A 20018-nucleotide genomic window follows, 5' to 3' on the forward strand; every position below is an offset into this window, starting at 1 on the left:
CGTGGAGTTCAAGAGAATAGTGCTCAAGAGACTCGGCTGGACGTCGGGATCTGACTCGGATATTCGCAGCTACATGGTACGCTGTTGCAGGCCTGAGCCACAAGGTCTTTGTTGTCACCTGTCAGGCGATTCGGGGGCCTCCAATTAAATACCTGTTTTTATTGTTATTTTCCCTGCTGATCGGTGCGCCGGCCGTGGCCGCCGAGCCGGTGCGAATCACCGGCCTGCAACTGGGCCTGAACGCCGCCCTCACCCGCCTTGTTGTCGAGGCTTCGGCCCCGCTGGATGCGCTGCTGGAAGCCACGCCGGACGGGCTTGGCCTCACCCTGGTACTGCCACCTGCCTCCTGGACTTCGCCCCCGCCGCAGCCGCGCGCCGCCGGCCTGATTGGCCATATCGGCCAACCGGTTATCGGCACCGACCGTATCGCGCTGACGCTGGACCTGATCGAACCCGCGGTGGTCGAGCGCTCCTTCCGCCTGCCGTCGCAGGGCCAGGATCATACCCGCCATAGGCTGGTCATCGACCTGCGCCCGGCCGATCCGGGGGCATTCCTCTTGGCCTTCGCCGCTCCCGTCCGGCTGCCGCTGACGACGGCGGCCGATATCGTCCCGCCCCCCGCCGCCATCAACGAGCGGCGGCGCCTGATCGTGCTGGATCCGGGCCATGGCGGACAGGACCCTGGCGCCATCAGCGCCTCCGGCCGCTTTGAAAAGGACATTACCTTGGCAGTGGCCAAGGCCGTGGCTGCGCGGCTCAACCGCACCGGCCGCTACCGGGTGCTTCTGACCCGCGAACAGGACCGCTTCGTCCGCCTGCCCCAGCGGGTCAATCTGGCGCGCCAGCATGAGGCCGACCTGTTCATCTCGATCCATGCAGACAGCCTGGGCGGCGACCGCGTCACCCGTGGGGCCAGCGTCTATACCTTGGCGGAGTTCGCCACGGATCATGAGGCGGAAGCCTTGGCACTGCGCGAGAACAAGGCCGACCTGTTGGCTGAAGATGCGACCGCCGGAGCAGTGGACGACGTCATTTCGATTCTGCTCGACCTCGCCTCCCGCGATACCGCACGGCTTTCCAGCCGTTTCGCCGGATTGCTCACCGCCAATCTGCGCGAGCAGATTCCGCTGCGCAGCAATCCGATGCGGGCGGCAAACTTCCGCGTCCTGACCGCCCCCGACGTGCCATCGGTTCTGCTGGAACTGGGTTATCTTTCCAATCCCACGGATGAGGCGCTGTTGTTCTCCGAAGGCGGCCGCGCCCAGTTGGCCGAGGCCGTGGCGCAGGCCATCGACCGCTTTTTCGGTGTCGAAGCCCAGGTCGCGCGTTAGCTCCTCTCGCTCCCGGCCAAAAATCTAATCGGCCTGTCGGTCCGATCCTGCTCCGCACGTCCTGTGGAGGAAAACGGAAATCCGGTCGCCCCGGACTTTCGCCTGGACAAGGGAGCGCATCATGAGGATCACACAGCATCTTTGGTTCGAAAAAGACATGGAAGCAGCGATCCGCTTCTACACGTGTCTGGTTCCGGGCTCCCGGATCGAATGGACCTCGGCTGTCATGGCTGACAATCCCTCGAGTCCGGCCGGCAGCGTGAAGATCGCCGCCTTCACCTTGGGCGGACAGAACTACATGGCGATCGAGGCCGGGCCGCTCGATCCATTCAATCACAGCTTTTCCATCCTGGTGGAATGCGACACGCAGGCGGAGATCGACCGCCTTTGGGATGCGCTGAAGGAAGGCGGCAGCGTGGAGCAATGCGGCTGGCTCAAGGACCGCTGGGGTCTGTCCTGGCAGATCGCTCCGACATGCCTTCAGGAGCTCATGAACGATCCCGATCCGGCGAAGGTGAAACGGGTCACCGAGGCCATGCTAAAAATGGTCAAGCTCGACATCGCGCCGCTGAAGGCTGCAGCAGCGGGTTGATCACACACTGTTTCTCCCCTCTTGAAACCGGAAAACGCCTTCCCAGATCGATCTCGCCGGCCGCCCGTTTGGGGACCGGCGGTCAAGGGGCGTCAGCTCTTTGGCGCCCCTCGTATCCATGTTGCTCATTGGAGGATATGGCTATGAGAAAGATGTATGACTTCTCTCCTCTTTTCCGATCCAGCATCGGTTTCGACCGGATTTTCAACCTGCTCGAATACGCTACCGAAAGCCAGACGATGGAGAGCTGGCCTCCCTATGACATCGTCAAGAGCGGCGATGACAAATACCGGATCACCATGGCAGTGGCGGGCTGTTCGCAGGAAGATCTGAAAGTCACGCATCAGCAGAATCTGCTGACCGTCAGCGGCCGCAGACCGGAAGATAACAGCGGGGAATATCTGTATCGCGGCATCGGATCCGGTGAATTCGAGCGGCGGTTCGAGTTGGCCGACTACGTCAAGGTGACGGGCGCGCGGCTCGATAACGGACTGCTGACCATCGATCTGGTGCGGGAGCTGCCTGAGGAGATGAAGCCGCGGCGGATCGCGATCAACGCGACGCCGACAGCGCCGGCGTTGCGGCAGATCGAAGACCGCAAGCAGGCTGCCTAGCCTACCCCCCAAAAAAACAAAAGACCGTCAATGAACTTGCGGTGCCGCTCCGGCGACACCGCCCTCTCTTTTGCATGTAAACGATTGCGAGGTTCAACACTCAGGGAGATGACATGACTGCCGGAATGCCGCGTCAACGTGAGCTTGCGGAAACTGTTTCGTACTTCGCCGATGATTGGTCGCAGAATGCGCCGCCGGAATTCCAGCGAGTAGTGAATGACAACCTGCCCCATAGGCCTCGGCATCGCGGACCGAAGGTCGATATCTACCAGCCGGCCCCCAATCCTTTGCAGGGCGGCCGCGCCAATGCCAGTCGCTGGATACTCGAATTCATGTCCGAAGATCCGTTGCCCATCGATGTCCTGACGGGATGGACGGGATCGCAGGATCCCCGACGCCAGGTTCAGCTATCTTTTCCGTCCAAAGAGCAGGCGGTCGCATTCGCACGGCGGCAGGGCTGGCGCTTCCGGATTCGCGAACCGCAGCGGCGGCGCGTGCTGCCGAAACGCTATCGCGACAATTTCACCCGGCCCGTGCCGCTGGATGTGATCGATACTTAAGACGACGAACCCGCTGCGATGATATGGGTGCGAGACGTTCCGATGTCTGTAGAGGCTACGACATCTGGCCTTTCTCTTGCGGCGTCCAGACCTGCATCTTGCGAAGGGTTGCGCTCCGTCGCTGAACCTCCATTGGGAAATCCTCCATTTCCTGAACCCGGCGGATTTTGATCACCTCGTTGTCAGCGCGGGACAGCGACGGGCCCATTCGATCGCCTCCTGCCGCGAAGCAACCTGGATCATCCAGTAACCGCCCAAAATTTCCTTCGTCTCAGCAAAGGAGCCGTCCGTCACAATCGGCTTCCCCTCTTTGAACGAGACCCGGACGCCCATCGAGGGCGGATGCAACCCTTCCACAGCCAGCAGGATTCCGGCTTTCTGCATGTCCGCATTGAATTTCATCATTGCCGCCATGCGTCCCATGTCGTCCGGAAGCGTGCCGGGCGGCGCCATCTCGTAACCTTTGGGGATCATCAGCATCATGAAGCGCATATGGATCGTCCTCCCGATTTGACTGCCTGGCGGTCCCGCGGCCAAAGCCGTCCCGCCCCGGAGGACGAATGGCCCGCCTGTCATCCGACACGGGCTGGTTCAATTTTCTGCGAGGGCTCCATGTTGACTATAATCCTACCCAGCGCCATTTGTATGAAGCGTCAGGCAGCTTCCTGGGCCGGTTGAACCGCGGCTACGCGTGCTAAACGGGAGTGAACGGGATTTAACAGGACTCAACAGACTCCACTGGGCGCCAAAGGACTAACTGCTTGAACTGGCCTCAACTTGGAAGCATCTGGCTGCAACTGGCTCGCAATAAGCCCGCCCTGACAGCAATAGCGGCGGTTTTCCGCCCCAGGACCGCCACAATGTTCCTGCAAAAACAGCGCTATACATGAGGCCGGCATCGGCGTACCAGTAGCGCCGCCGCGACCAGATTCTGCCACGTGGGGAAGCCCCTCTCATCATGCGATTGCTGCGTCACCTTTTTTTGCTGCTGTTCCTGATTGTCCTTGCCGGCGTCGGAGCGGCGGGAGCCGTTCTGGCCGGTCTTTGGTATTTCGGCCGTGACCTGCCCGACTATCAGCAGCTGGCCGATTATCAGCCGCCTGTCACGACCCGTATCCATGCCGGCGATGGCCGGCTGATTGCCGAATTCGCCCGTGAGCGCCGCCTGTTCGTGCCGATCGAGGCGATCCCGCCGCTGGTCAAGCAGGCCTTCCTCTCGGCCGAGGACAAGAATTTCTACGAGCATTCCGGCATTGATCCGGTAGGCCTTGCGCGCGCCATCATTCAGAATGCGATGAACCTGGCGCAGAACCGTCGCCCGGTGGGCGCTTCGACCATCACCCAGCAGGTCGCCAAGAACTTCCTGCTCACCAACGAAGTTTCGATCACTCGCAAGGCGAAGGAAGCGATCCTGTCCTTCCGCATCGAAAAAGCCTTCTCCAAGGACAAGATTCTCGAACTGTATCTCAACGAGATTTACCTCGGCGCAGGCGCCTATGGCGTCGCCGCAGCAGCGCTGACCTATTTTGACAAGTCACTCTATGACCTCACCCTGGCCGAAGCGGCCTATCTGGCTGCCCTGCCGAAAGCACCGAGCAATTACCATCCCGTCCGGCATGCCGAACGCGCCAAGGGCCGCCGCGACTGGGTGATCGAGCGCATGCTGGAAGACGGCGCCATCACGCAGCAGCAGGCGCAGGAAGCCATCGCCACGCCGCTCATCGCCACCACGCGGCCTGAATCGGAAGTCGCGCGCGCCGACTGGTTTGCTGAGGAAGTGCGCCGAGAACTGGCCCAGCGCTTCGGCGAAAAAGGATTGTATGAAGGTGGCCTCAGCGTCCGCACCACCATGGACCCGAAGCTGCAAAGCATCGGCGAGCGTGTACTGCGCGAAGGCCTGGAAGCCTATGACCGCCGCGCTGGCGGATGGCGCGGTCCGTTTGCCAATTTCGCTGAGGGCAAAACCCTCGCGCCCGACTGGCGCGAGAAGCTGAAAGCGCTGCCACCCTTCGCGGGCGTGTTGCCGCCCTGGCGCATCGCGGTGGTGCTGGGCCTTACCAATGAAGCAGCCCAGATCGGCTTTGCCGATGGCACGCAGAGTCATATCCCGCACTCCGGCCTGCGCTGGGCACGCAAGAAATTCGGCCCCGATCATTTCGGCCCGGTGCCGCGCGTCCCGGCAGATGTCCTCAATATCGGTGATGTGATTGCCGTCGCGCCGATGGGCGACAAGCCGCAGGACGGCTACGCGCTCCGGCAGATTCCGGAAGTCGGGGGCGGCCTCGTGGCGCTGGACCCCCATACCGGGCGCGTGCTGGCCCTTGTCGGCGGTTTCGATTTCCGGCTATCGCAGTTCAATCGCGCGACGCAAGCCAACCGCCAGCCCGGTTCGGCCTTCAAGCCCTTCGTCTATGCTGCGGCGCTGGATAGCGGCTTCACGCCATCAAGCCTCGTGCTCGACGCGCCCTTCGTCCTGGACCAGGGGCCAGGATTGCCGCTGTGGAAACCCGCCAACTACACCGCTCAGTTCTACGGGCCGTCGACCTTGCGTGTCGGTGTCGAGAAATCCCGCAACCTGATGACCATTCGGCTGGCGCAAGCCATCGGTATGGAGAAGGTCGTCGATTACGCGAAACGCTTCGGCGTCGTCGACAATATGCCGCCGGTGCTCTCCATGTCGCTCGGCGCCGGCGAAACGACGCTGCTGCGCCTTACCACGGCCTATGCGGAATTCGTCAATGGCGGACGCAAGATCATCCCGAGCCTGATCGACCGGGTGCAGGATCGCAAAGGCCATACCATCTTCCGGCACGACAACCGCCCCTGCCCCGGTTGCGTGGCACCCGCCTGGATGGGCCAGCCCGAACCGAGCCTGCCGGACACGCGGCCGGAGATCATCGATCCTGTCACCGCCTATCAGATGGTCTCGATCCTTGAAGGCGTGGTTCAGCGCGGCACCGGCATCCGGATCCGCGAGCTTGGGCGGCCGCTGGCCGGCAAGACCGGCACCACCAACGACAGCATGGACACCTGGTTCATCGGCTTCAGCCCGGACCTCGTGGTTGGCGTCTTCATCGGCTACGACGTGCCAAAAGACATGGGCAAGCGCGAAACCGGCTCCTCGGTCGCCGTGCCAGTTTTCAAGGCTTTCATGGCCGAGGCTCTGAAGGGCAAGCCGGTCATCCAGTTCCGCGTGCCGCCCGGCGTGCGGCTGGTGCGCGTGCAGGCCGAGACGGGTGAACTGGCGCGTCCGGGCGACCGCAACGTCATCCTGGAGGCTTTCCGGCCGGGCACCGAGCCGCAACCTGGAGAACGCAGCAGCGTGCTGGACGGCTCCATGGCCGAACCTGAAATCGACAGCATCAGCGGCGTCGGGGGCAGCGTTGGCTCCACCCCGATTTCCGGAACCGGCGGCCTGTATTAAGTCTTTGGTCGCGGCCGGGTTTCCCGGCCGCTTGACACCCCGCGGCGGCCTCTTTATACGCTGCGGCTCTGTATCGGTTCCGGTGTTCGGACGATCCGATAGGCGGGCGGTTAGCTCAGCGGTAGAGCACACCCTTCACATGGGTGGGGCCACAGGTTCAAATCCTGTACCGCCCACCATTTTCCAGACTGCTGCAATGTAGCTGCCAAGCGCCAAGTCGATCAGACCTTGGCGCGCGGATCGTGCTTGGCCAAACGGGCCAGCAGATAATCAACTTCCTGCCGCGCCTTGGCCGAGAGCGTTGCGCCGGGCTTGCGCTGCGCATCGGACGCGAGGATACCGCGCCGCATCAGAATGTATTTGCGCACCGCCAGGCCGACGCCCTGCTGGTGCTCGTAGCGCAACAGCGGCAGATGGGCATCGAACAGATCATGCGCCTGATCCCGCTGGCCGGTCTTCTGCATCCGCACCAAATCGACCAGCATCTCGGGAAAGGCATAGCCCGTCATCGCGCCATCGGCGCCGCGCTCCATCTCAAAATCGAGGAACAGACCGCCATTGCCGGTCAGGATCGAGATCGGCCGCATCGAGCCCTCCGCCTGATAGCCGCGCAAAGTGGAGATCTTCTCCAAGCCCGGCCAATCCTCATGCTTGAGCATGACGCAGGATGCATTGTCCTGAACGATCTGGCGGATCACCTTCGGTGTGATCTGAACCGTCAGGGCCAAGGGATAATCCTGCAAGACGAACGGAATATCGGGGCCAATTGCCTCCACGGCCTGACGGAAATATCCGATGATCTGCTCATCGGTGCGCAGCGACGGCGCCGGCGCGATCATCACGCCCGCCGCGCCGCGATCCATAACCGAGTGCGCGAGAGAACGCATGGCGGCAAAACCTGGTGCGGAGACGCCGACCACCACCGGCAACCGCCCCATTCCCTTGATGAACTGTGCCGCGACGGCAAGAGATTCGTCGGGCTCCAGCTTCGGCGCCTCGCCCATGATCCCCAAGACCGTAGCACCCGTGGCACCCGCACCCAGATAGGTATCGATCAGCTTGCCTATGGACGCCTCGTCCACCCGCCCATCGGGATGAAACGGCGTTGGCGCAATGGGAAACACTCCGGCGGCAGTTTCATCAAGACGCATGTATTCTTCCCTCCCGTCCAACTGCCGCACGGATATCACTCCGTTACCGGCGCCAGTTTGATTCAGATCAGAATACGCCTTGCAGGTGCGTCAGACGGCAGTCAGACGATCGCGCAAGACCCGTTTCAACAGCTTGCCATTGGCGTTGCGGGGCAATGGCTCGTCCAGAAAGGTGAAAGTTTCCGGAATCTTGTAATCGGCCAAGCGAGACGCGCAGAAAGCTTTCAGCGTCTCCGCGTCCAGCGACGGATCGCGGCGGGCGACGAAAGCATGCACCCGTTCGCCCAGGACGGGACAAGGTTTGCCGATGATGGCGCTTTCCAGTACGCCCTCATGATGGCTTAAGACATTCTCCACCTCGACGGAGAAGACCTTATAGCCGCCACGGTTGATCATATCCTTGACCCGATCGAAGACGCGAACGAAGCCATCCTTGTCGATCGAACCGATATCGCCCGAATGCCAGAATCCGGCGGTGAAGGATTGCGCGGTCGCCTCGGGGTTGTTCCAATATCCACGCACCACCATCGGACCGCGGATCCATAACTCGCCGCTTTCGCCGCGCGGCACCTCCCGCCCTTCCGCATCGACAACGATCACTTCGGCGCAAGGCGCCTCGATGCCAACGCTGTCAGAATGACTGGCGGTGAACTCGGCCGGCATGATGGTCGTCGGAGAAGTTGTTTCGGTCGCGCCATAGGCATTCATCAGCTTCAAGCCCGGCAATACCTCGGCCAGCCGCGCGATGGTTGCTTCCGGCATCGGGGCGCCGCCATATCCGCCCACGCGCCAAGCCGAGAGATCGAATGACGAAAAGTCCGGCTGCAGCAGGCAGAGGTTATACATCGCCGGGACCATGATCGTATGGGTCAGCCGCTCCTGGGCCGCGAGGACGAGAAAATCCCGGACTTTGAACTCCGGCATCATGACGACGCAGCCACCGCCCTGCCAGGCGGCGATAATGATGGCGACCAGACCGGTAACGTGGCTTGCCGGCACCGCTAGCAATGAGCGGTCCTGCGGCCCGAGTGCCATGCAATACTGAAAATGCAGCGCTGAATGCACGATGTTGAGATGCGACAGCATCGCACCCTTCGGGCGCCCCGTGGTCCCCGAGGTATAGAGAATAACCGCCGTTTCCTCCTCATCGGGCAAAGCGACAGGCGGTGGCTCTGCGGTCTGGCGCAGTTCCGCAAAAGGCCTTGAGCCGGGACTATCGCCCCCGACCGAGAAGCGGTAGCGCAACTGGGGCAGATCAGTTTTTTGGGGCAGACGATTGCACAGTTCCGCCTCATGCACCAGTACGGAGGCGCCACAATGATCCAAAATGTAAGCGATCTCGGGCCCCTGAAGACGGGTTCCCATCGGAACGGCTATTGCCCCTAAGCGGAAGATCGCCAGCAACACGGTGATGAACTCGACCCGGTTCCCAAGCAGCATGCCAACCCGCATGCCTGCCTTGACTCCTAGGGCCGCAAGCCCGGCAGCGATCCTTGCCGCCTCCGTGTCGAGATCGGCGTAACGCAGCCGACTGGCTCCTGCGACCAGCGCTTCCCGCTCTGCCGCTGCTTTGAGCGTTCGTGCAAAAATTTCATAGACCGTCCGCGGGCGCTGGGCGAAGCATCGGACAACCCGGTCGCCGAAATGCGCCTCGTGCCGGATTTCGATGCCTGGATCGAGCTGCCACGCCATGATCGGCCATCAGTCTGCGGCGCTCAGTGTCTCAGGGACCTGGGCTTCGGGGAATACCTGGGCGACGAAGCGCGGATAGGTCTCTGCAAGTTCTCTGGCGATTCTCGTGCGCAGAAGCGCCAGCGTGTCGGTATCTGGAGGCAACGTCATCGGCACGGTCTCGGGACAGTCAAAATCGAAGCCGGTATGATCACGCACCTCTTCGACCGTATGGCCGGGATGCACACTTTCCAGCCGGAACCGGAGCCGCGAGCGATCGAACGAGAACCAGCAGAGATTGGTGAGCAGACCGATGGGGCCGCCCGGCCGGTAGGTACCATCATTCCTGGGCCCCGCCGCCGAGATGAAATCGACCTTCGGCACCATTACGCGCCGCGTATGCTCCTCGCGGAACAGAATGACCCGCGGCACCAAATAATAGAGGTAAGCCGATCCGAAAGATCCTGGCCAGCGCACGTCGGTCTGCGGATAGGTTCCGCCAGCGCCGACCAGATTTATGTTTGCCGCGCCATCGATCTGGCCTCCGCCAAGGAAAAATGCGTCCAGGCGACCTTGCGCTGCAAGGTCAAACAATTCCACTCCGCCATCGCAGAGGAAATCATTTCGCACGCTGCCCAGAACATTGACGCGCAATCTGCCGCCCGATTGCGCTCGCGCCAGAAGAGCGCCTGCACCAGGAATGGGAGATGAGGCACCGGTGGCCACAATTCTGCAGCCGGTTAGCAGCCGGGCGATAACAGAGATCAGCAATTCCTGGCGGCTGAACGGTACGCTGTCCTGCATTCCACTACTCCGCAGCCCGCTGTTCATGAACGAATAGATCGAGATACCGGGCGAAACCTTCCTCTGTACGCGCCATGTCGCTGTACTGGCGAATATGGGGTTCGTCATAACCGTAGATATCCCACAGCCGCAGCGGCCAAGCCCCGCGTGGTGCAACCGCGATTCCGCCGATATAGGCGGCCGTCAACGTACCCGCTGCGCTTTCCTCGGAAGCCAGTAGATCTATGTCGCGAATCTCCTCCACCGTAACCAACGACATGGCCGAGGCATGCGCCATCGCCACCAACTCACGGCGCCGCCCGATGAATACATTGCCGTTCCGGTCGGCATAGGGCGAATGGAAGATGGCTATGTCCGGCCGAATGGCGGGCAGGAGCACAATCGGGTCTTTCCCGGCCGAAAAAGGATTATCGATGACCTTCCAATCGGGCCGGTTCTTCAAAAGATCGGCGCCCAGAATCCCGCGCAATGGCATAAAAGGAATGCCTTTCCCACCAGCCTGGATTGCTGCGTGTACCGCTGGACAGGTTGCATCCTTCATCTGGAAGGCACCGCGGCGCAGCCCCGAGACGAAACGATGAGCGGTGCCATATTCCCCAAGGGTGATTGCCGATGTTTCGACCACCGCTACACAACCGGCACCGATCAATAACTCTGCCTGCAGGCCCGAAACCGGCACCCCCACCAGGTGCAGGTTGCGAACGCCACGTCGGATCATCGCCCGCGTCAGCTCCATGGCGACGCCGGAATAATCCGGCGGTACCGCAATCTGGGCACCGTCAGGGATCTGCGCTGCCAATTGATCGACAGACGAAACAAAGTTCGCAGCCTGTCCAAGGCTTGCGGTCATACCGACATCTCCTCCCAAAAAACTTCTGGTGTTTATTGTGGTGCGGAAAAGTCTGGCGGACAACTGGTTTTATAATTGTACTTTTATAATTGCGCCGTTCAGAATTTGACGGCTCAATTCTGCCGGCGACCAACACAAAAACCACCGGTCACATCTCTATCTAAGGGCATAGGACCAGATACGACCGGGAGGCGCTCCAACACGGATTTCGACCTGATGCCGGAGCAGCGCCAATTGCAGGAGCTGGCCAGCAATTTGCACAAAAGGAACTGAGTGCCGTCGCGTACGAGCTGGAGGAAACCAATACCCCGCTCCCCTCGCAAATAGGGTCAAGCGGCCGCGGAAATGGGCTTCCTTGGCATCAATCTCAATCCAGCCCATGGCGGTGCCGGACTGGGGCATCTTGAAGCGGTCCTTGTTCTGGAAGCCGTCGCAAAGGTCTCGTCGGCTGTCGCATTTCCTATTTTTTGAATCCTGCTTTGGCCAGTTCTGGCAATCGAGCATTTTCGCCCAGCGAAAAGCTCAAGCAACGCATTCTTCCCAAGGTATGAATGGCCAGAAGCGATAATGCTCCCATCTTAAGCTCGCCGAGATGGCAATGTGCATCGATGCATCCAGGCTTCTGATCTCGTGCCGTTACCAGAGCTGCTTTGGTCCTTCCTTCGGTGCGCGACGGCTCCATCGCAAAATTCTTTGCCAATGAGAACACGCGCAAAGTTTGCAGCGCTGCGCTCCAATTGCTGGCTGGATACGGCTACAACACGGAAGATCCGATTGAGCAGCGACTTCGCGATGCCGGGATCTGGGGCATTGCCGGAGGCGCTATGGACACCCAGAAGGTCAATATCGCCGCCGCATTGGTGAACCGCCGCTTCTACCAACGCCGCTGAATGTCGTGGTTCAGCTGCCTAAGAAGCGTTCAGAAATCGCCACTTTCATATCCGGCTTTTTTATTCGAGTGCCGTAAAGATGCACGACACTGGATGAGTGGCACTCGCATACACTTTAATCTTCTCTTTCCATCCAAACGGACTAATATGGATATCGAGCCCGCCGACGAATTTCCGGCCGCTCGAAAAAACTAAACAAAAAATCAGTGCACTTTTTCCGCCGCGTACGGCAGCTGCCGGGCATGGCGGGGAGTACTTGCTGTACCCCTTTGGCAAACAGCCGAATTGCGGCTCATCGCGTTCGGATAGCACTGGAGGATACCATGGAATACAGACCGCTGAATGACGTTGAGCAGGTTGCCCAGGTTTTTCGTGCTGGAAGCCGGCTTATGTCCCGGGCTGAACGCCTGGAGCGCTGGGCAACTCTTCTCGAACAAAGTCAGGATCGCCGTCTTCGCCCCCTGATGCGGATCGAGTTTCTCAGCAAAGAGGAGCGCATGCTGGCCCGGGCCGACGATACCCCACTGAGCATCGCGCATGACGATCCGGTTCTGCGGGCGCAAGGACTGAACGGCGACACTGTGGGCGATGCGATCAGTTTCTTCAACCTGTCAGATGAAGAACTCCATCACCTGGTCTGCGACTGCCACTATCATGGCACCATGACCGGGAAAGCCGTTGCCGACCGCGTCCGGTCAGTGGCTAATCGCACCCCGATCAGCAGCCTATGGCATCGCCTCAGCGACAGATGAGACTGCCGGCCAGCCCGATTCCGACCGGACCGTAGAGCGGCTGCAGCGCCCCAAAGCCCACTCCCCCGGGTTGCCCCAGATCCGGGGGAGACCGTTATGGCTGGTATGGGCGGCGTTCCAAAGACATGGCGGGAAGCCACTCCCATAAAAATCCATGACAAAACAATCAGATACTAATGATCCTCCGCAGCAGGGGCGTTGGCTGGATTGTCGTCTTCACCCGTCGTTTACGATCTGCTAACCTAATTAAATGGCTGATGTGACTGCCATAATTCCGAAACTCACGGTTGAGCGGGTGCAGATATCCTACGGTATCGAACCCGTTCCACGGTCGCGCGTGGAGATCATCACCGAAGGCAACCTGCCCGGCGCCGAGACTATGCTGCAGGTGCTACTGGAGATTCGCGGCATGATCGGCGGCCCCGAAAAAGCCAAAGCGGAACGGGAAGCCAAGCTCCGGGAATTCCACAACGCGCCCATCACCTATGATGGGCTGGCCACCGTACGCCGGCCGCCGACGGAATCGGTCTGGCTGGTGATGGAAGCCTGACAGGACCCCGTCAGGGGCCTGCCGCTACTATTCCTCAAGCACTTATGATAGGGGAAAAGCCGTCGCGTACACCTGTGACGTCCTGCGGCGGGTGCGGCCGGCAACGCATTTCCCAGCATCGGCGTAGTGTTTGCTGCTGTGCCTGGAATGAAAACTGATGAACACCGCCCCTGAAGTCTCATTCGTCATTCCGGTTTTCAAGAAGGCCAATGTCCTTCCCGAAGTTTTGCGCGCTCTGCGGGACCAGCAGATATTCGAGCCGGTGGAGTATATCTTCGTCGACGACGCATCACCGGATGATTCCGTCGCGATTCTCAAACGTCTAAGCAATCAGTTCGACAATTTTCAAATCATTGAGAATGAAACCAACGCAGGCCCCAGCGTCCGCCTGAATCAGGGCGTCCGCGCTGCGCGTGGTCGATATTTATGCCTCATCGATGCTGATGAGCTCATCGTGCCGAATGCGGTGGCGACGATGCTTCGGCTCCTGAAGGCAGAAAACGCTCAGATCATCCATGGCAAGGTGGCGCATTCGGATTTGCCGGCGACCGATATTCACCCCGCCCCTATGCCCCAGCAACCAGAATACCTAGTCAGCGATTCACCGCTATCGCTGGTCGCCAATGGACGCGGCTTCGTTCGCATGACCTGGTTGGTGCAAGCCGACATTTTCAGAAAGAGTGGCGGCTGCGACGAAGCAGTCTTCGTTCAGGACGAATCTTTTGCCCTCCGCATCGCCAGTTATGCGAACCGGATGATCGATTTGCGGGCAAAAATGACCTACGCGCCGCGCATAGGGTCGCATATATCCTCGAACCAGGCTCAGCTTCTGCACGACCGCTTTCTCGCGCACTACAACATGCTGCGCGACAATCCCGCCCTGAATGCCGATATTCAAAGGGCGCTTTCCCGTAAATGCATATCGAGCGCCTGGAAGGCCGTGAATCGTGCTGGCCTGCCCTTCAACCGCTGGACGCTGCTGGCACTTTATGGCTGCACGAAATTAGGGCTTCCCCTTAGTACACGGCGCATTCTAGATCGGCTGCATGACGCATTTGGCCAGATGACCAATGTGCGGCGTGTCCCGCAGCCGGTCAACAACAAGGCCTAAGAAATGAGTAAAAGTACAGTTGCGCTCCATCGCCTGAGGACATTTAACCTCTTCCTTTTCGCCCTCATGCCGGCAGCGCTGCTTATCTCGCGAGGCACGGCTGAAGTCTGCATGGCTGTCATCGGCCTGTCTTTCCTGGCCGACACGATCATTCAGAAAGACTGGTACCGTTTTCGCGATCCGCTATTCGCCACACTGCTGATTACATGGTTGATCCTCAACCTGCTGATTTCTCCATTAGCCCTGGATCCGGCGCTGTCCTACGGTCGCAGCCTGCCTTGGTTTAGATTCATTGTGTTCTTTGCCGCCACCACTCTCTGGTTGGTGCAGTCTCGTGCCGATCTCAAGGTCATTGCCGTACTCTGGGGGGCAACGCTGGGCCTGGCTATGATCGACGGCTTCGTCCAACTCGTAAGCGGTATTGGCTTGAGTGGGCGAGCGATCGATGGCGGCGTCCGACTGACAGGTCCACTGGATCGCCCCAACATTGGAATGTTCGCCGCACGGATCGGCTTTCCTCTCGTTACCGCGTGGCTTCTCATTGCAGGAACGTCGCAATCTTGGCTCGGCGACTGGAAACTCAGATTGGCGATCTTCGCATACAGCCTGCTGACGCTGATGTTCATACTGCTGACTGGTGAACGCAGCGCCTCGATTCTGACCGTTCTGGCAGTCCTCACCATTATCGCCTTGGCCATCGTAACGGGTTCGCGATATCGCTGGATTAGCCTCAGCGCTCTCGTAATGGTGAGCATCTGCGTTGCGCTTATATTGGAGATTAGTACGCGCATCCGAGCGCGGGCAGAAAGCACCCTCTCCACCATTTTGGATTTTTGGTCATCTGTTTATGGGGAGCTGATTGCGCTGGGATACCGTATCTGGACGGTATATCCCATCGAAGGCGCAGGCCTGCGAAATTATGTTACCGCCTGCGAACGAATATTCAGCAATGATCTGGTCTATGGATGCCATCCGCATCCCCACAACATTTACGTCGAGTGGCTGTCCGAATCGGGGACCATAGGCTTCCTCTGCTTTCTCGCCTTTGTGTTCCTGATCGTCCGCCAGGTTATGCGCCCGCTATTTCTGTCACCGCACATCAAAATGACAGGATTGGTTCTAGTCGGATGCCTGATCGTCACCCTGTTTCCATTGGCCATAAGCCAAAGTTTCTTCAGCAATTGGCCCGCCATGCTGATGTGGTGCTCGCTGGCGCTCGCCGTCTGTACCGCCAAATGTGCCTGCGCCGTCGAAGGCCAGAAAGCGCAATCGTGAACGAGCGACGCGCATGTCTATCCTGGTGATCAAACATTCTGCGCTGGGGGATATGATCCTTGCCCTGCCGCTATTCAGGGCGATCCGGCGGCATCATCCCGATGAGCATTTGGTGTTGCTGACGACAGCCCCTTATGTCGATTTAATTGCGAAAAGCAGCTATTTCGATGAGATTTGGTGCGACAGTCGGCCTAAATTATGGCAGCTCCGGCACACGCTGAACCTGATCCGCCGCATCCGCGGGGGCCGCTTTTCACGCATTTATGATCTACAGGGTTCACAGCGTACGCGATGGTACTACCGCCTCCTGGGGAGGCCGAGACCGGAATGGGTCGGCAATGCGCCTGGCTGCAGCCATTTCATCCCTGATTCAACTGTACCGATTCATATCAGCGAGTTGCGGCGTCAGCAGTTGGCGCTAGTCGGCATTCCTGATCCCGGATTGCCTGATCTGTCTTTTCTGCAATCGGATATAACCCGCTACGGCTTGCGACAGCCTTTCGCTTTGCTGGTTCCCGGCGGTTCGCCGCACCGGCCGCAAAAGCGGTGGCCCGCAGCCCATTTTGCAGCTCTGGCGAACCATCTTCAGTATCAAGGATTACAGCCCGTTCTGATTGGCCGGCAAGCTGAACGCTTGCAGATCGATGAGATCCTCGCCGCCTGCCCCCAGGCGATCAGCCTTTACGAACAGACATCGATTGCCGACCTCGCGACCCTCGGCCGGCAGGCAGCGGTGGCTGTCGGCAATGATACTGGCCCCATGCATGTCCTCGCCGCTGCTGGTTGCCCCTCGCTTGTGCTCTACTCGGCTGAGTCCGATCCCCGCAAGGTTTCGCCTCGCGGTGACTGGGTCCGGATTCTCCAGCACCCGAATCTGGCGAATCTATCGCTGGAAAAAGTATTGAAGCGATTACCGCCGCAAAGATCTTAAAGCCAGCGAAGTGGCCAAGTTGGTCCGGGGCGCAGACGGCTCCACAGGAAAACGGCCGCCAACAGAATCAGCAAGGCTGGCGCTAGCGGATAGGCGATGAATACCCAATCGCTGTGCAAGTTCAGCACGATAAGGGGGTTCGCCGCCGCCGGCGGATGCATGATGTTGCCAAGCCGCATGGCAACCGCGATCAACGCCACACCGGCTCCCATCGTCCAAATATTGCTGCCAATGAGCTTGAACAGCAGGATGCCGATCGCCGCTCCCAAGAGATGTGACACCAGAACCGCAACCGGCCGGGCGCCTTCATGCGTGGGATAGCAGAAAAGCAGAATCGCCGTGCTGCCCAATGAGGTCAGCGCCAGGCCGTGCTCGGCATCGATGACCCACAGCACCAGCGCCATACTCGGCACGATGCCAAGACCGGACCAAAGCGCTTCTTTTAATGTCGCCAATTTCATCGCGCCCCATCCTGAGCGAATAACGGAAGCGTCTGGCGCTCAGCCCCTGAAGGCAGCTCCGCACGACTGTCCTGGATCCATGCGGCAATATCGCGCCAAACTGTCTCGGCCTGCAGATCGCGAAGCAGCATATGCCAACCGTTTCTGTAGACGACTACGCGCAAATTGATGCCTGACGAGGCCTTTAGCGAAGCAGCGAATGTCTCGACGGGCGCCTTCGGGATGACCTCATCCTTGGCGCCGTAGAGCAATAGGACCGGCAGCCCCGATGGCCTGGTTTCAGCGGCCGTATCCATCAAATTGACCAGGCCATGAATGGCGTCGATCCGCGTCTCCTTGATCACCAGCGGGTCGCGGGAGAGCTGCCGCAGCATTTCGATGTTGTCAGAGGCCTGGATATTCAATCCGCGCCCGGTGACGGTCATCCAGGGGACCGTATAGGATGCGAGCCAAAGGGCGATGCGGTAATGCACGGGCATGCTGCCGCGCCCCCACACCGCCGGTGCGACCAGGATGATGCCATCCGGCTTCGTCTCGCTGCGTTGCAAGGCGGCCAGCACAACGGCTCCCCCCATGCTATCGCCCAGCCAATAGAAAGGGATTTGAGGATTGTGCCGACGCAGCAGCTGGGTCAGTTCTAGGACATCCAAGGCCAGCCGGTTTTCCCCTGGCCAGAGGCCACGGTAAGGCGATGCACCAAATCCTCTTTGATCCGGCGCATAGGTGGCAATCCCGCGTCCCGCCAGCCACTTGCCTGCCGAAGCAAATGAATTGCCATAATCGTTGAAACCATGAAGGCTCAGCAGGATGGCCTTGGCCGGCTCCTTCGGCAGCCAATGCCGCAACGGCAGGACGCGCCCGTCACTTGCCTGCCATTTGCCTGCTGCGACATCCAGAGCGGGCGAAATATCGTCCTGCCCCAATGGTTGCAGTCGAGGGGCACAGGCGCCCATTAGCAATAACAACAAACCGATCTGGAAGAATCGGCGTATTGTCATTGCACCGCGCCAACGGTCACCGCGCGCGCAACCGGGAAGACCAGGGTTGCCGTCGTGCCGAGACTTTTCCGGCTGGAGATATGAATCTGGCCCCCATGAAGCTCGACCAGCCGACGGGTGATAGGCAGCCCCAGGCCACTACCGCCGGTTTCGCGGGCGCGTAGCGAGTCTCCGTGAGAAAACGGCTCGAAAATCCGTCGGAGCTGCGCATCACTCATGCCAATGCCGGTGTCTCGCACGCGAATGGCAACGCCCCCATCGGTCAACGTGGCAGCGGCGACTTCCACATGGCCGCCTTCCGGCGTGAACTTTATCGCATTGCTGAGAAGATTGAGCAGGATTTGCCGGAGCAGGCGTTCGTCCGCACGCAGCTGCGGCAAGCCTGGCGGGACTGAATGCTGAAGCGTCACCCCCTTGCCCTCAGCAGTAACCGCAACAAGAGACAGTGCCTGATCGATAGCAAGGCCAATGTCGAGGTTGGTCTCGCGCAGCTCAATCCGTCCAGCTTCGATGCGGGACATGTCGAGCACGTCATTGATCAAGGACAGCAGATGCTGGCCACTTTTGACGATACCATCAAGGTAATCGAGATAGCGCTGGCTTCCGACTGGCCCGAACAATCCTTGCCGCATGATATCGGCGAAGCCCAGAATTGCATTCAACGGCGTACGCAGTTCATGGCTCATGGTGGCGAGGAAAGTCGATTTCGCCCGGCTGGCCTCTTCTGCCTCACGCCGGGCCTGCTCAAGATCGACCGTCATATTGCGCAAATCGAGGTGAGCCTTCTCGGTCATTTTCAACTGCCGAAGCAGGGCAAAAGCGAAGCCGAATACCAACATGCATATGACCACCACCGCCGCGATCAGCGCCGCGTATAGCCTGGCCATGCGCTCTCGCGCGTCATCGACACGCTTGGCACCGATCAAGTTGATTGCGGCCGTGAAAGCACTCAGCGTGGGATCCATGGCGCGCGCTTCTTCTGCAATCCGCAACCCTGCTTCTCGATCGCCGGCCGCATATGCGGCAACCAGTTTATCCCAGCCCCGAATGACGGTGTTCACATGGAGCAGCAGCTCACGAATCCTGGGATCAGATTGATAGGTCAGGTTCGCATGGCCGGTTTCTAGAAGATCCAGGCGCCCGTAGAGGATATCGTAACGCTGCACGACTTCCTGCATGCTCGCACCAGGCAAGTCCCCCAGTGCCTCGACAAGTGCAGCGCGAAATGCTTGATGCTCGTTACGCAGCTGCACGCCTTCCCAAACAAGATTCTGGAAAGAGAAACGGCTGTATTCCTGCTGCTGAACGTAAAAATAAGCCGCCAGCACAGTCGACAAGCCGAGCACAGTGGCGACAAGCACGATGACAAAGCGGCGGCCGGCACCTGCCAATCCCTCTGGCCGCATCTGGGGAGATGCCAATGCCTGCTGAAGCGGCATCAGCGGACCTCAAGGCTGCGAAGCTGCCATACCGAGCGGTAATACATCACATCGCTTCTCAACGCTTTATCACTACTGAAGGGATAGACAATGAAGAGCGGCCCCTTGTCACGCAGCGTCAGCGTGCGGCCATTCGCCTTCATGGCAAGAATGACGTCGAAACGCCGCGCATCTTCGACGGGAATATCGGCAGCGTAATCGTTATGGGCCACGGCATGCAGGCTGCTCCCCTGGGCGGCAACCTTGTCGAGGAGGTCACGCAGCAATACACCCTCGAACCGCATGACGTCCGGAAACCAGGGCGTCATGGTGACGATCTCAGTCGTCCCTATTGCTTCGAGCATGGCACGATCGAAGCTTGCTTGCGGCCGCCCTGCAGCATCCTTGCCATTGCCCCGGCCGATCAGGCCTGAGACCGTCAGAATGACTTCGCCTTGTGGTGCTGGCAGCGCTTCCGAGGCTTCCGAAACGCCTTTTCCAAAGAACGCTACTACCGCCGCAACAAGCAGTACTGCCCATAGACGGCGGCCCCACCCCTTCATCCCCCAGTTCATGGACACCCTTCCGCACACATAGCTGCTGCCGGAGTGGCATCGCTGAGGGAAAAAATCAAC

The 20018-nt window shown here is 59.8% G+C and carries 20 protein-coding genes, 1 tRNA gene and 1 pseudogene; 13 read left to right on the forward strand and 9 right to left on the reverse strand.

Features of this window, described 5'->3' with window-relative positions; all coding sequences use genetic code 11:
• The first annotated feature begins 194 nt into the window (after positions 1-194).
• From Q0603_RS14200 to Q0603_RS14215, 4 genes are all read left to right on the forward strand, one after another.
• Complete coding sequence (locus tag Q0603_RS14200) at positions 195-1331, forward strand: N-acetylmuramoyl-L-alanine amidase (protein WP_298726787.1); 1137 nt, start codon at positions 195-197, stop codon at positions 1329-1331.
• Positions 1332-1452: 121 nt separating this feature from the next.
• Positions 1453-1923, forward strand: a complete 471-nt coding sequence (locus tag Q0603_RS14205; protein WP_298726789.1) for a VOC family protein — start codon at positions 1453-1455, stop codon at positions 1921-1923.
• Positions 1924-2066: 143 nt separating this feature from the next.
• Positions 2067-2537: an Hsp20 family protein gene (locus Q0603_RS14210; RefSeq protein ID WP_298726791.1), complete on the forward strand. Its 471-nt coding sequence runs from the start codon at positions 2067-2069 to the stop codon at positions 2535-2537.
• 113 nt (positions 2538-2650) lie between these two features.
• Positions 2651-3097: an NADH dehydrogenase ubiquinone Fe-S protein 4 gene (locus Q0603_RS14215; protein WP_298726793.1), complete on the forward strand. Its 447-nt coding sequence runs from the start codon at positions 2651-2653 to the stop codon at positions 3095-3097.
• 171 nt (positions 3098-3268) lie between these two features.
• Here the strand turns inward: Q0603_RS14215 and Q0603_RS14220 are convergent, their stop codons facing one another.
• A complete protein-coding gene (locus Q0603_RS14220; protein ID WP_298726795.1) occupies positions 3269-3589 on the reverse strand; it encodes a YciI family protein in 321 nt (106 codons plus the stop codon).
• Positions 3590-4055: 466 nt separating this feature from the next.
• Between Q0603_RS14220 and Q0603_RS14225 the strand changes: the two genes are divergently transcribed.
• The gene (locus Q0603_RS14225; RefSeq protein WP_298726797.1) at positions 4056-6521 is read left to right on the forward strand and encodes a penicillin-binding protein 1A; all 2466 of its coding nucleotides are present in this window, start codon (positions 4056-4058) and stop codon (positions 6519-6521) included.
• A 104-nt stretch (positions 6522-6625) separates the two neighbouring features.
• Positions 6626-6700: transfer RNA gene (locus Q0603_RS14230), tRNA-Val, on the forward strand.
• A 42-nt stretch (positions 6701-6742) separates the two neighbouring features.
• Here the strand turns inward: Q0603_RS14230 and Q0603_RS14235 are convergent.
• From Q0603_RS14235 to Q0603_RS14250, 4 genes are all read right to left on the reverse strand, one after another.
• Positions 6743-7672, reverse strand: a complete 930-nt coding sequence (locus Q0603_RS14235; protein WP_298726799.1) for a dihydrodipicolinate synthase family protein — start codon at positions 7670-7672, stop codon at positions 6743-6745.
• Between the two features lie 90 nt (positions 7673-7762).
• Positions 7763-9364 carry a class I adenylate-forming enzyme family protein gene (locus Q0603_RS14240; RefSeq protein WP_298726801.1) on the reverse strand — a complete coding sequence of 534 codons (1602 nt, stop codon included), beginning with the start codon at positions 9362-9364 and terminating at the stop codon, positions 7763-7765.
• A gap of 9 nt (positions 9365-9373) precedes the next feature.
• Positions 9374-10147 carry a CoA-transferase gene (locus tag Q0603_RS14245; protein ID WP_298726803.1) on the reverse strand — a complete coding sequence of 258 codons (774 nt, stop codon included), beginning with the start codon at positions 10145-10147 and terminating at the stop codon, positions 9374-9376.
• Between the two features lie 4 nt (positions 10148-10151).
• Positions 10152-10997: a CoA transferase gene (locus Q0603_RS14250; protein ID WP_298726805.1), complete on the reverse strand. Its 846-nt coding sequence runs from the start codon at positions 10995-10997 to the stop codon at positions 10152-10154.
• A gap of 342 nt (positions 10998-11339) precedes the next feature.
• Between Q0603_RS14250 and Q0603_RS19380 the strand changes: the two are divergent.
• The 7 genes and pseudogenes from Q0603_RS19380 to Q0603_RS14280 form a co-directional block, all read left to right on the forward strand.
• Positions 11340-11468, forward strand: a pseudogene (locus Q0603_RS19380) (acyl-CoA dehydrogenase family protein); the annotation flags it as partial.
• A gap of 194 nt (positions 11469-11662) precedes the next feature.
• Positions 11663-11887, forward strand: coding sequence for an acyl-CoA dehydrogenase family protein (locus Q0603_RS14255; RefSeq protein WP_298726807.1), 225 nt, complete (start codon positions 11663-11665; stop codon positions 11885-11887).
• A 323-nt stretch (positions 11888-12210) separates the two neighbouring features.
• The gene (locus Q0603_RS14260; protein WP_298726808.1) at positions 12211-12639 is read left to right on the forward strand and encodes a hypothetical protein; all 429 of its coding nucleotides are present in this window, start codon (positions 12211-12213) and stop codon (positions 12637-12639) included.
• 250 nt (positions 12640-12889) lie between these two features.
• On the forward strand, positions 12890-13189 hold the full coding sequence (locus Q0603_RS14265; protein WP_298726810.1) for a hypothetical protein: 300 nt from the start codon (positions 12890-12892) through the stop codon (positions 13187-13189).
• A 157-nt stretch (positions 13190-13346) separates the two neighbouring features.
• Entirely contained in the window at positions 13347-14300 is a 954-nt protein-coding gene (locus tag Q0603_RS14270) for a glycosyltransferase family 2 protein (RefSeq protein ID WP_298726812.1), read from the forward strand.
• 111 nt (positions 14301-14411) lie between these two features.
• On the forward strand, positions 14412-15575 hold the full coding sequence (locus Q0603_RS14275; RefSeq protein ID WP_298726816.1) for an O-antigen ligase family protein: 1164 nt from the start codon (positions 14412-14414) through the stop codon (positions 15573-15575).
• 13 nt (positions 15576-15588) lie between these two features.
• Positions 15589-16506: a glycosyltransferase family 9 protein gene (locus tag Q0603_RS14280; protein ID WP_298726817.1), complete on the forward strand. Its 918-nt coding sequence runs from the start codon at positions 15589-15591 to the stop codon at positions 16504-16506.
• Here the strand turns inward: Q0603_RS14280 and Q0603_RS14285 are convergent.
• From Q0603_RS14285 to Q0603_RS14300, 4 genes are read right to left on the reverse strand one after another with little or no spacing between them, the layout of a single operon-like run.
• Positions 16503-16910, reverse strand: coding sequence for an HPP family protein (locus Q0603_RS14285; RefSeq protein ID WP_298726819.1), 408 nt, complete (start codon positions 16908-16910; stop codon positions 16503-16505). The two genes, Q0603_RS14280 and Q0603_RS14285, sit on opposite strands and share 4 nt — an antisense overlap.
• Positions 16911-16963: 53 nt before the next feature.
• Positions 16964-17965, reverse strand: coding sequence for an alpha/beta hydrolase (locus Q0603_RS14290; protein WP_298726821.1), 1002 nt, complete (start codon positions 17963-17965; stop codon positions 16964-16966).
• The gene (locus Q0603_RS14295) at positions 17962-19404 is read right to left on the reverse strand and encodes an ATP-binding protein (protein ID WP_298726823.1); all 1443 of its coding nucleotides are present in this window, start codon (positions 19402-19404) and stop codon (positions 17962-17964) included. The genes Q0603_RS14290 and Q0603_RS14295 overlap by 4 nt, the downstream gene beginning before the upstream one ends.
• Positions 19404-19958: a molybdopterin-dependent oxidoreductase gene (locus Q0603_RS14300; RefSeq protein WP_298726825.1), complete on the reverse strand. Its 555-nt coding sequence runs from the start codon at positions 19956-19958 to the stop codon at positions 19404-19406. The genes Q0603_RS14295 and Q0603_RS14300 overlap by 1 nt, the downstream gene beginning before the upstream one ends.
• Positions 19959-20018: the final 60 nt, after the last annotated feature.

The organism is uncultured Ferrovibrio sp., assembly GCF_937960835.1.
Lineage (GTDB): Bacteria > Pseudomonadota > Alphaproteobacteria > Ferrovibrionales > Ferrovibrionaceae > Ferrovibrio.

Bases quoted from the DNA above. Each gene is read 5' to 3' on its own strand.
- Q0603_RS14205 (WP_298726789.1), top strand. From the start codon at position 1,453: ATGAGGATCACACAGCATCTTTGGTTCGAAAAAGACATGGAAGCAGCG.
- Q0603_RS14210 (WP_298726791.1), top strand. From the start codon at position 2,067: ATGAGAAAGATGTATGACTTCTCTCCTCTTTTCCGATCCAGCATCGGT.
- Q0603_RS14215 (WP_298726793.1), top strand. From the start codon at position 2,651: ATGACTGCCGGAATGCCGCGTCAACGTGAGCTTGCGGAAACTGTTTCG.
- Q0603_RS14220 (WP_298726795.1), bottom strand. From the start codon at position 3,589: ATGCGCTTCATGATGCTGATGATCCCCAAAGGTTACGAGATGGCGCCG.
- Q0603_RS14225 (WP_298726797.1), top strand. From the start codon at position 4,056: ATGCGATTGCTGCGTCACCTTTTTTTGCTGCTGTTCCTGATTGTCCTT.
- Q0603_RS14235 (WP_298726799.1), bottom strand. From the start codon at position 7,672: ATGCGTCTTGATGAAACTGCCGCCGGAGTGTTTCCCATTGCGCCAACG.
- Q0603_RS14240 (WP_298726801.1), bottom strand. From the start codon at position 9,364: ATGGCGTGGCAGCTCGATCCAGGCATCGAAATCCGGCACGAGGCGCAT.
- Q0603_RS14245 (WP_298726803.1), bottom strand. From the start codon at position 10,147: ATGCAGGACAGCGTACCGTTCAGCCGCCAGGAATTGCTGATCTCTGTT.
- Q0603_RS14250 (WP_298726805.1), bottom strand. From the start codon at position 10,997: ATGACCGCAAGCCTTGGACAGGCTGCGAACTTTGTTTCGTCTGTCGAT.
- Q0603_RS14260 (WP_298726808.1), top strand. From the start codon at position 12,211: ATGGAATACAGACCGCTGAATGACGTTGAGCAGGTTGCCCAGGTTTTT.
- Q0603_RS14265 (WP_298726810.1), top strand. From the start codon at position 12,890: ATGGCTGATGTGACTGCCATAATTCCGAAACTCACGGTTGAGCGGGTG.
- Q0603_RS14270 (WP_298726812.1), top strand. From the start codon at position 13,347: ATGAACACCGCCCCTGAAGTCTCATTCGTCATTCCGGTTTTCAAGAAG.
- Q0603_RS14275 (WP_298726816.1), top strand. From the start codon at position 14,412: ATGGCTGTCATCGGCCTGTCTTTCCTGGCCGACACGATCATTCAGAAA.
- Q0603_RS14280 (WP_298726817.1), top strand. From the start codon at position 15,589: ATGTCTATCCTGGTGATCAAACATTCTGCGCTGGGGGATATGATCCTT.
- Q0603_RS14285 (WP_298726819.1), bottom strand. From the start codon at position 16,910: ATGGCGCTGGTGCTGTGGGTCATCGATGCCGAGCACGGCCTGGCGCTG.
- Q0603_RS14290 (WP_298726821.1), bottom strand. From the start codon at position 17,965: ATGACAATACGCCGATTCTTCCAGATCGGTTTGTTGTTATTGCTAATG.
- Q0603_RS14295 (WP_298726823.1), bottom strand. From the start codon at position 19,404: ATGCCGCTTCAGCAGGCATTGGCATCTCCCCAGATGCGGCCAGAGGGA.
- Q0603_RS14300 (WP_298726825.1), bottom strand. From the start codon at position 19,958: ATGAACTGGGGGATGAAGGGGTGGGGCCGCCGTCTATGGGCAGTACTG.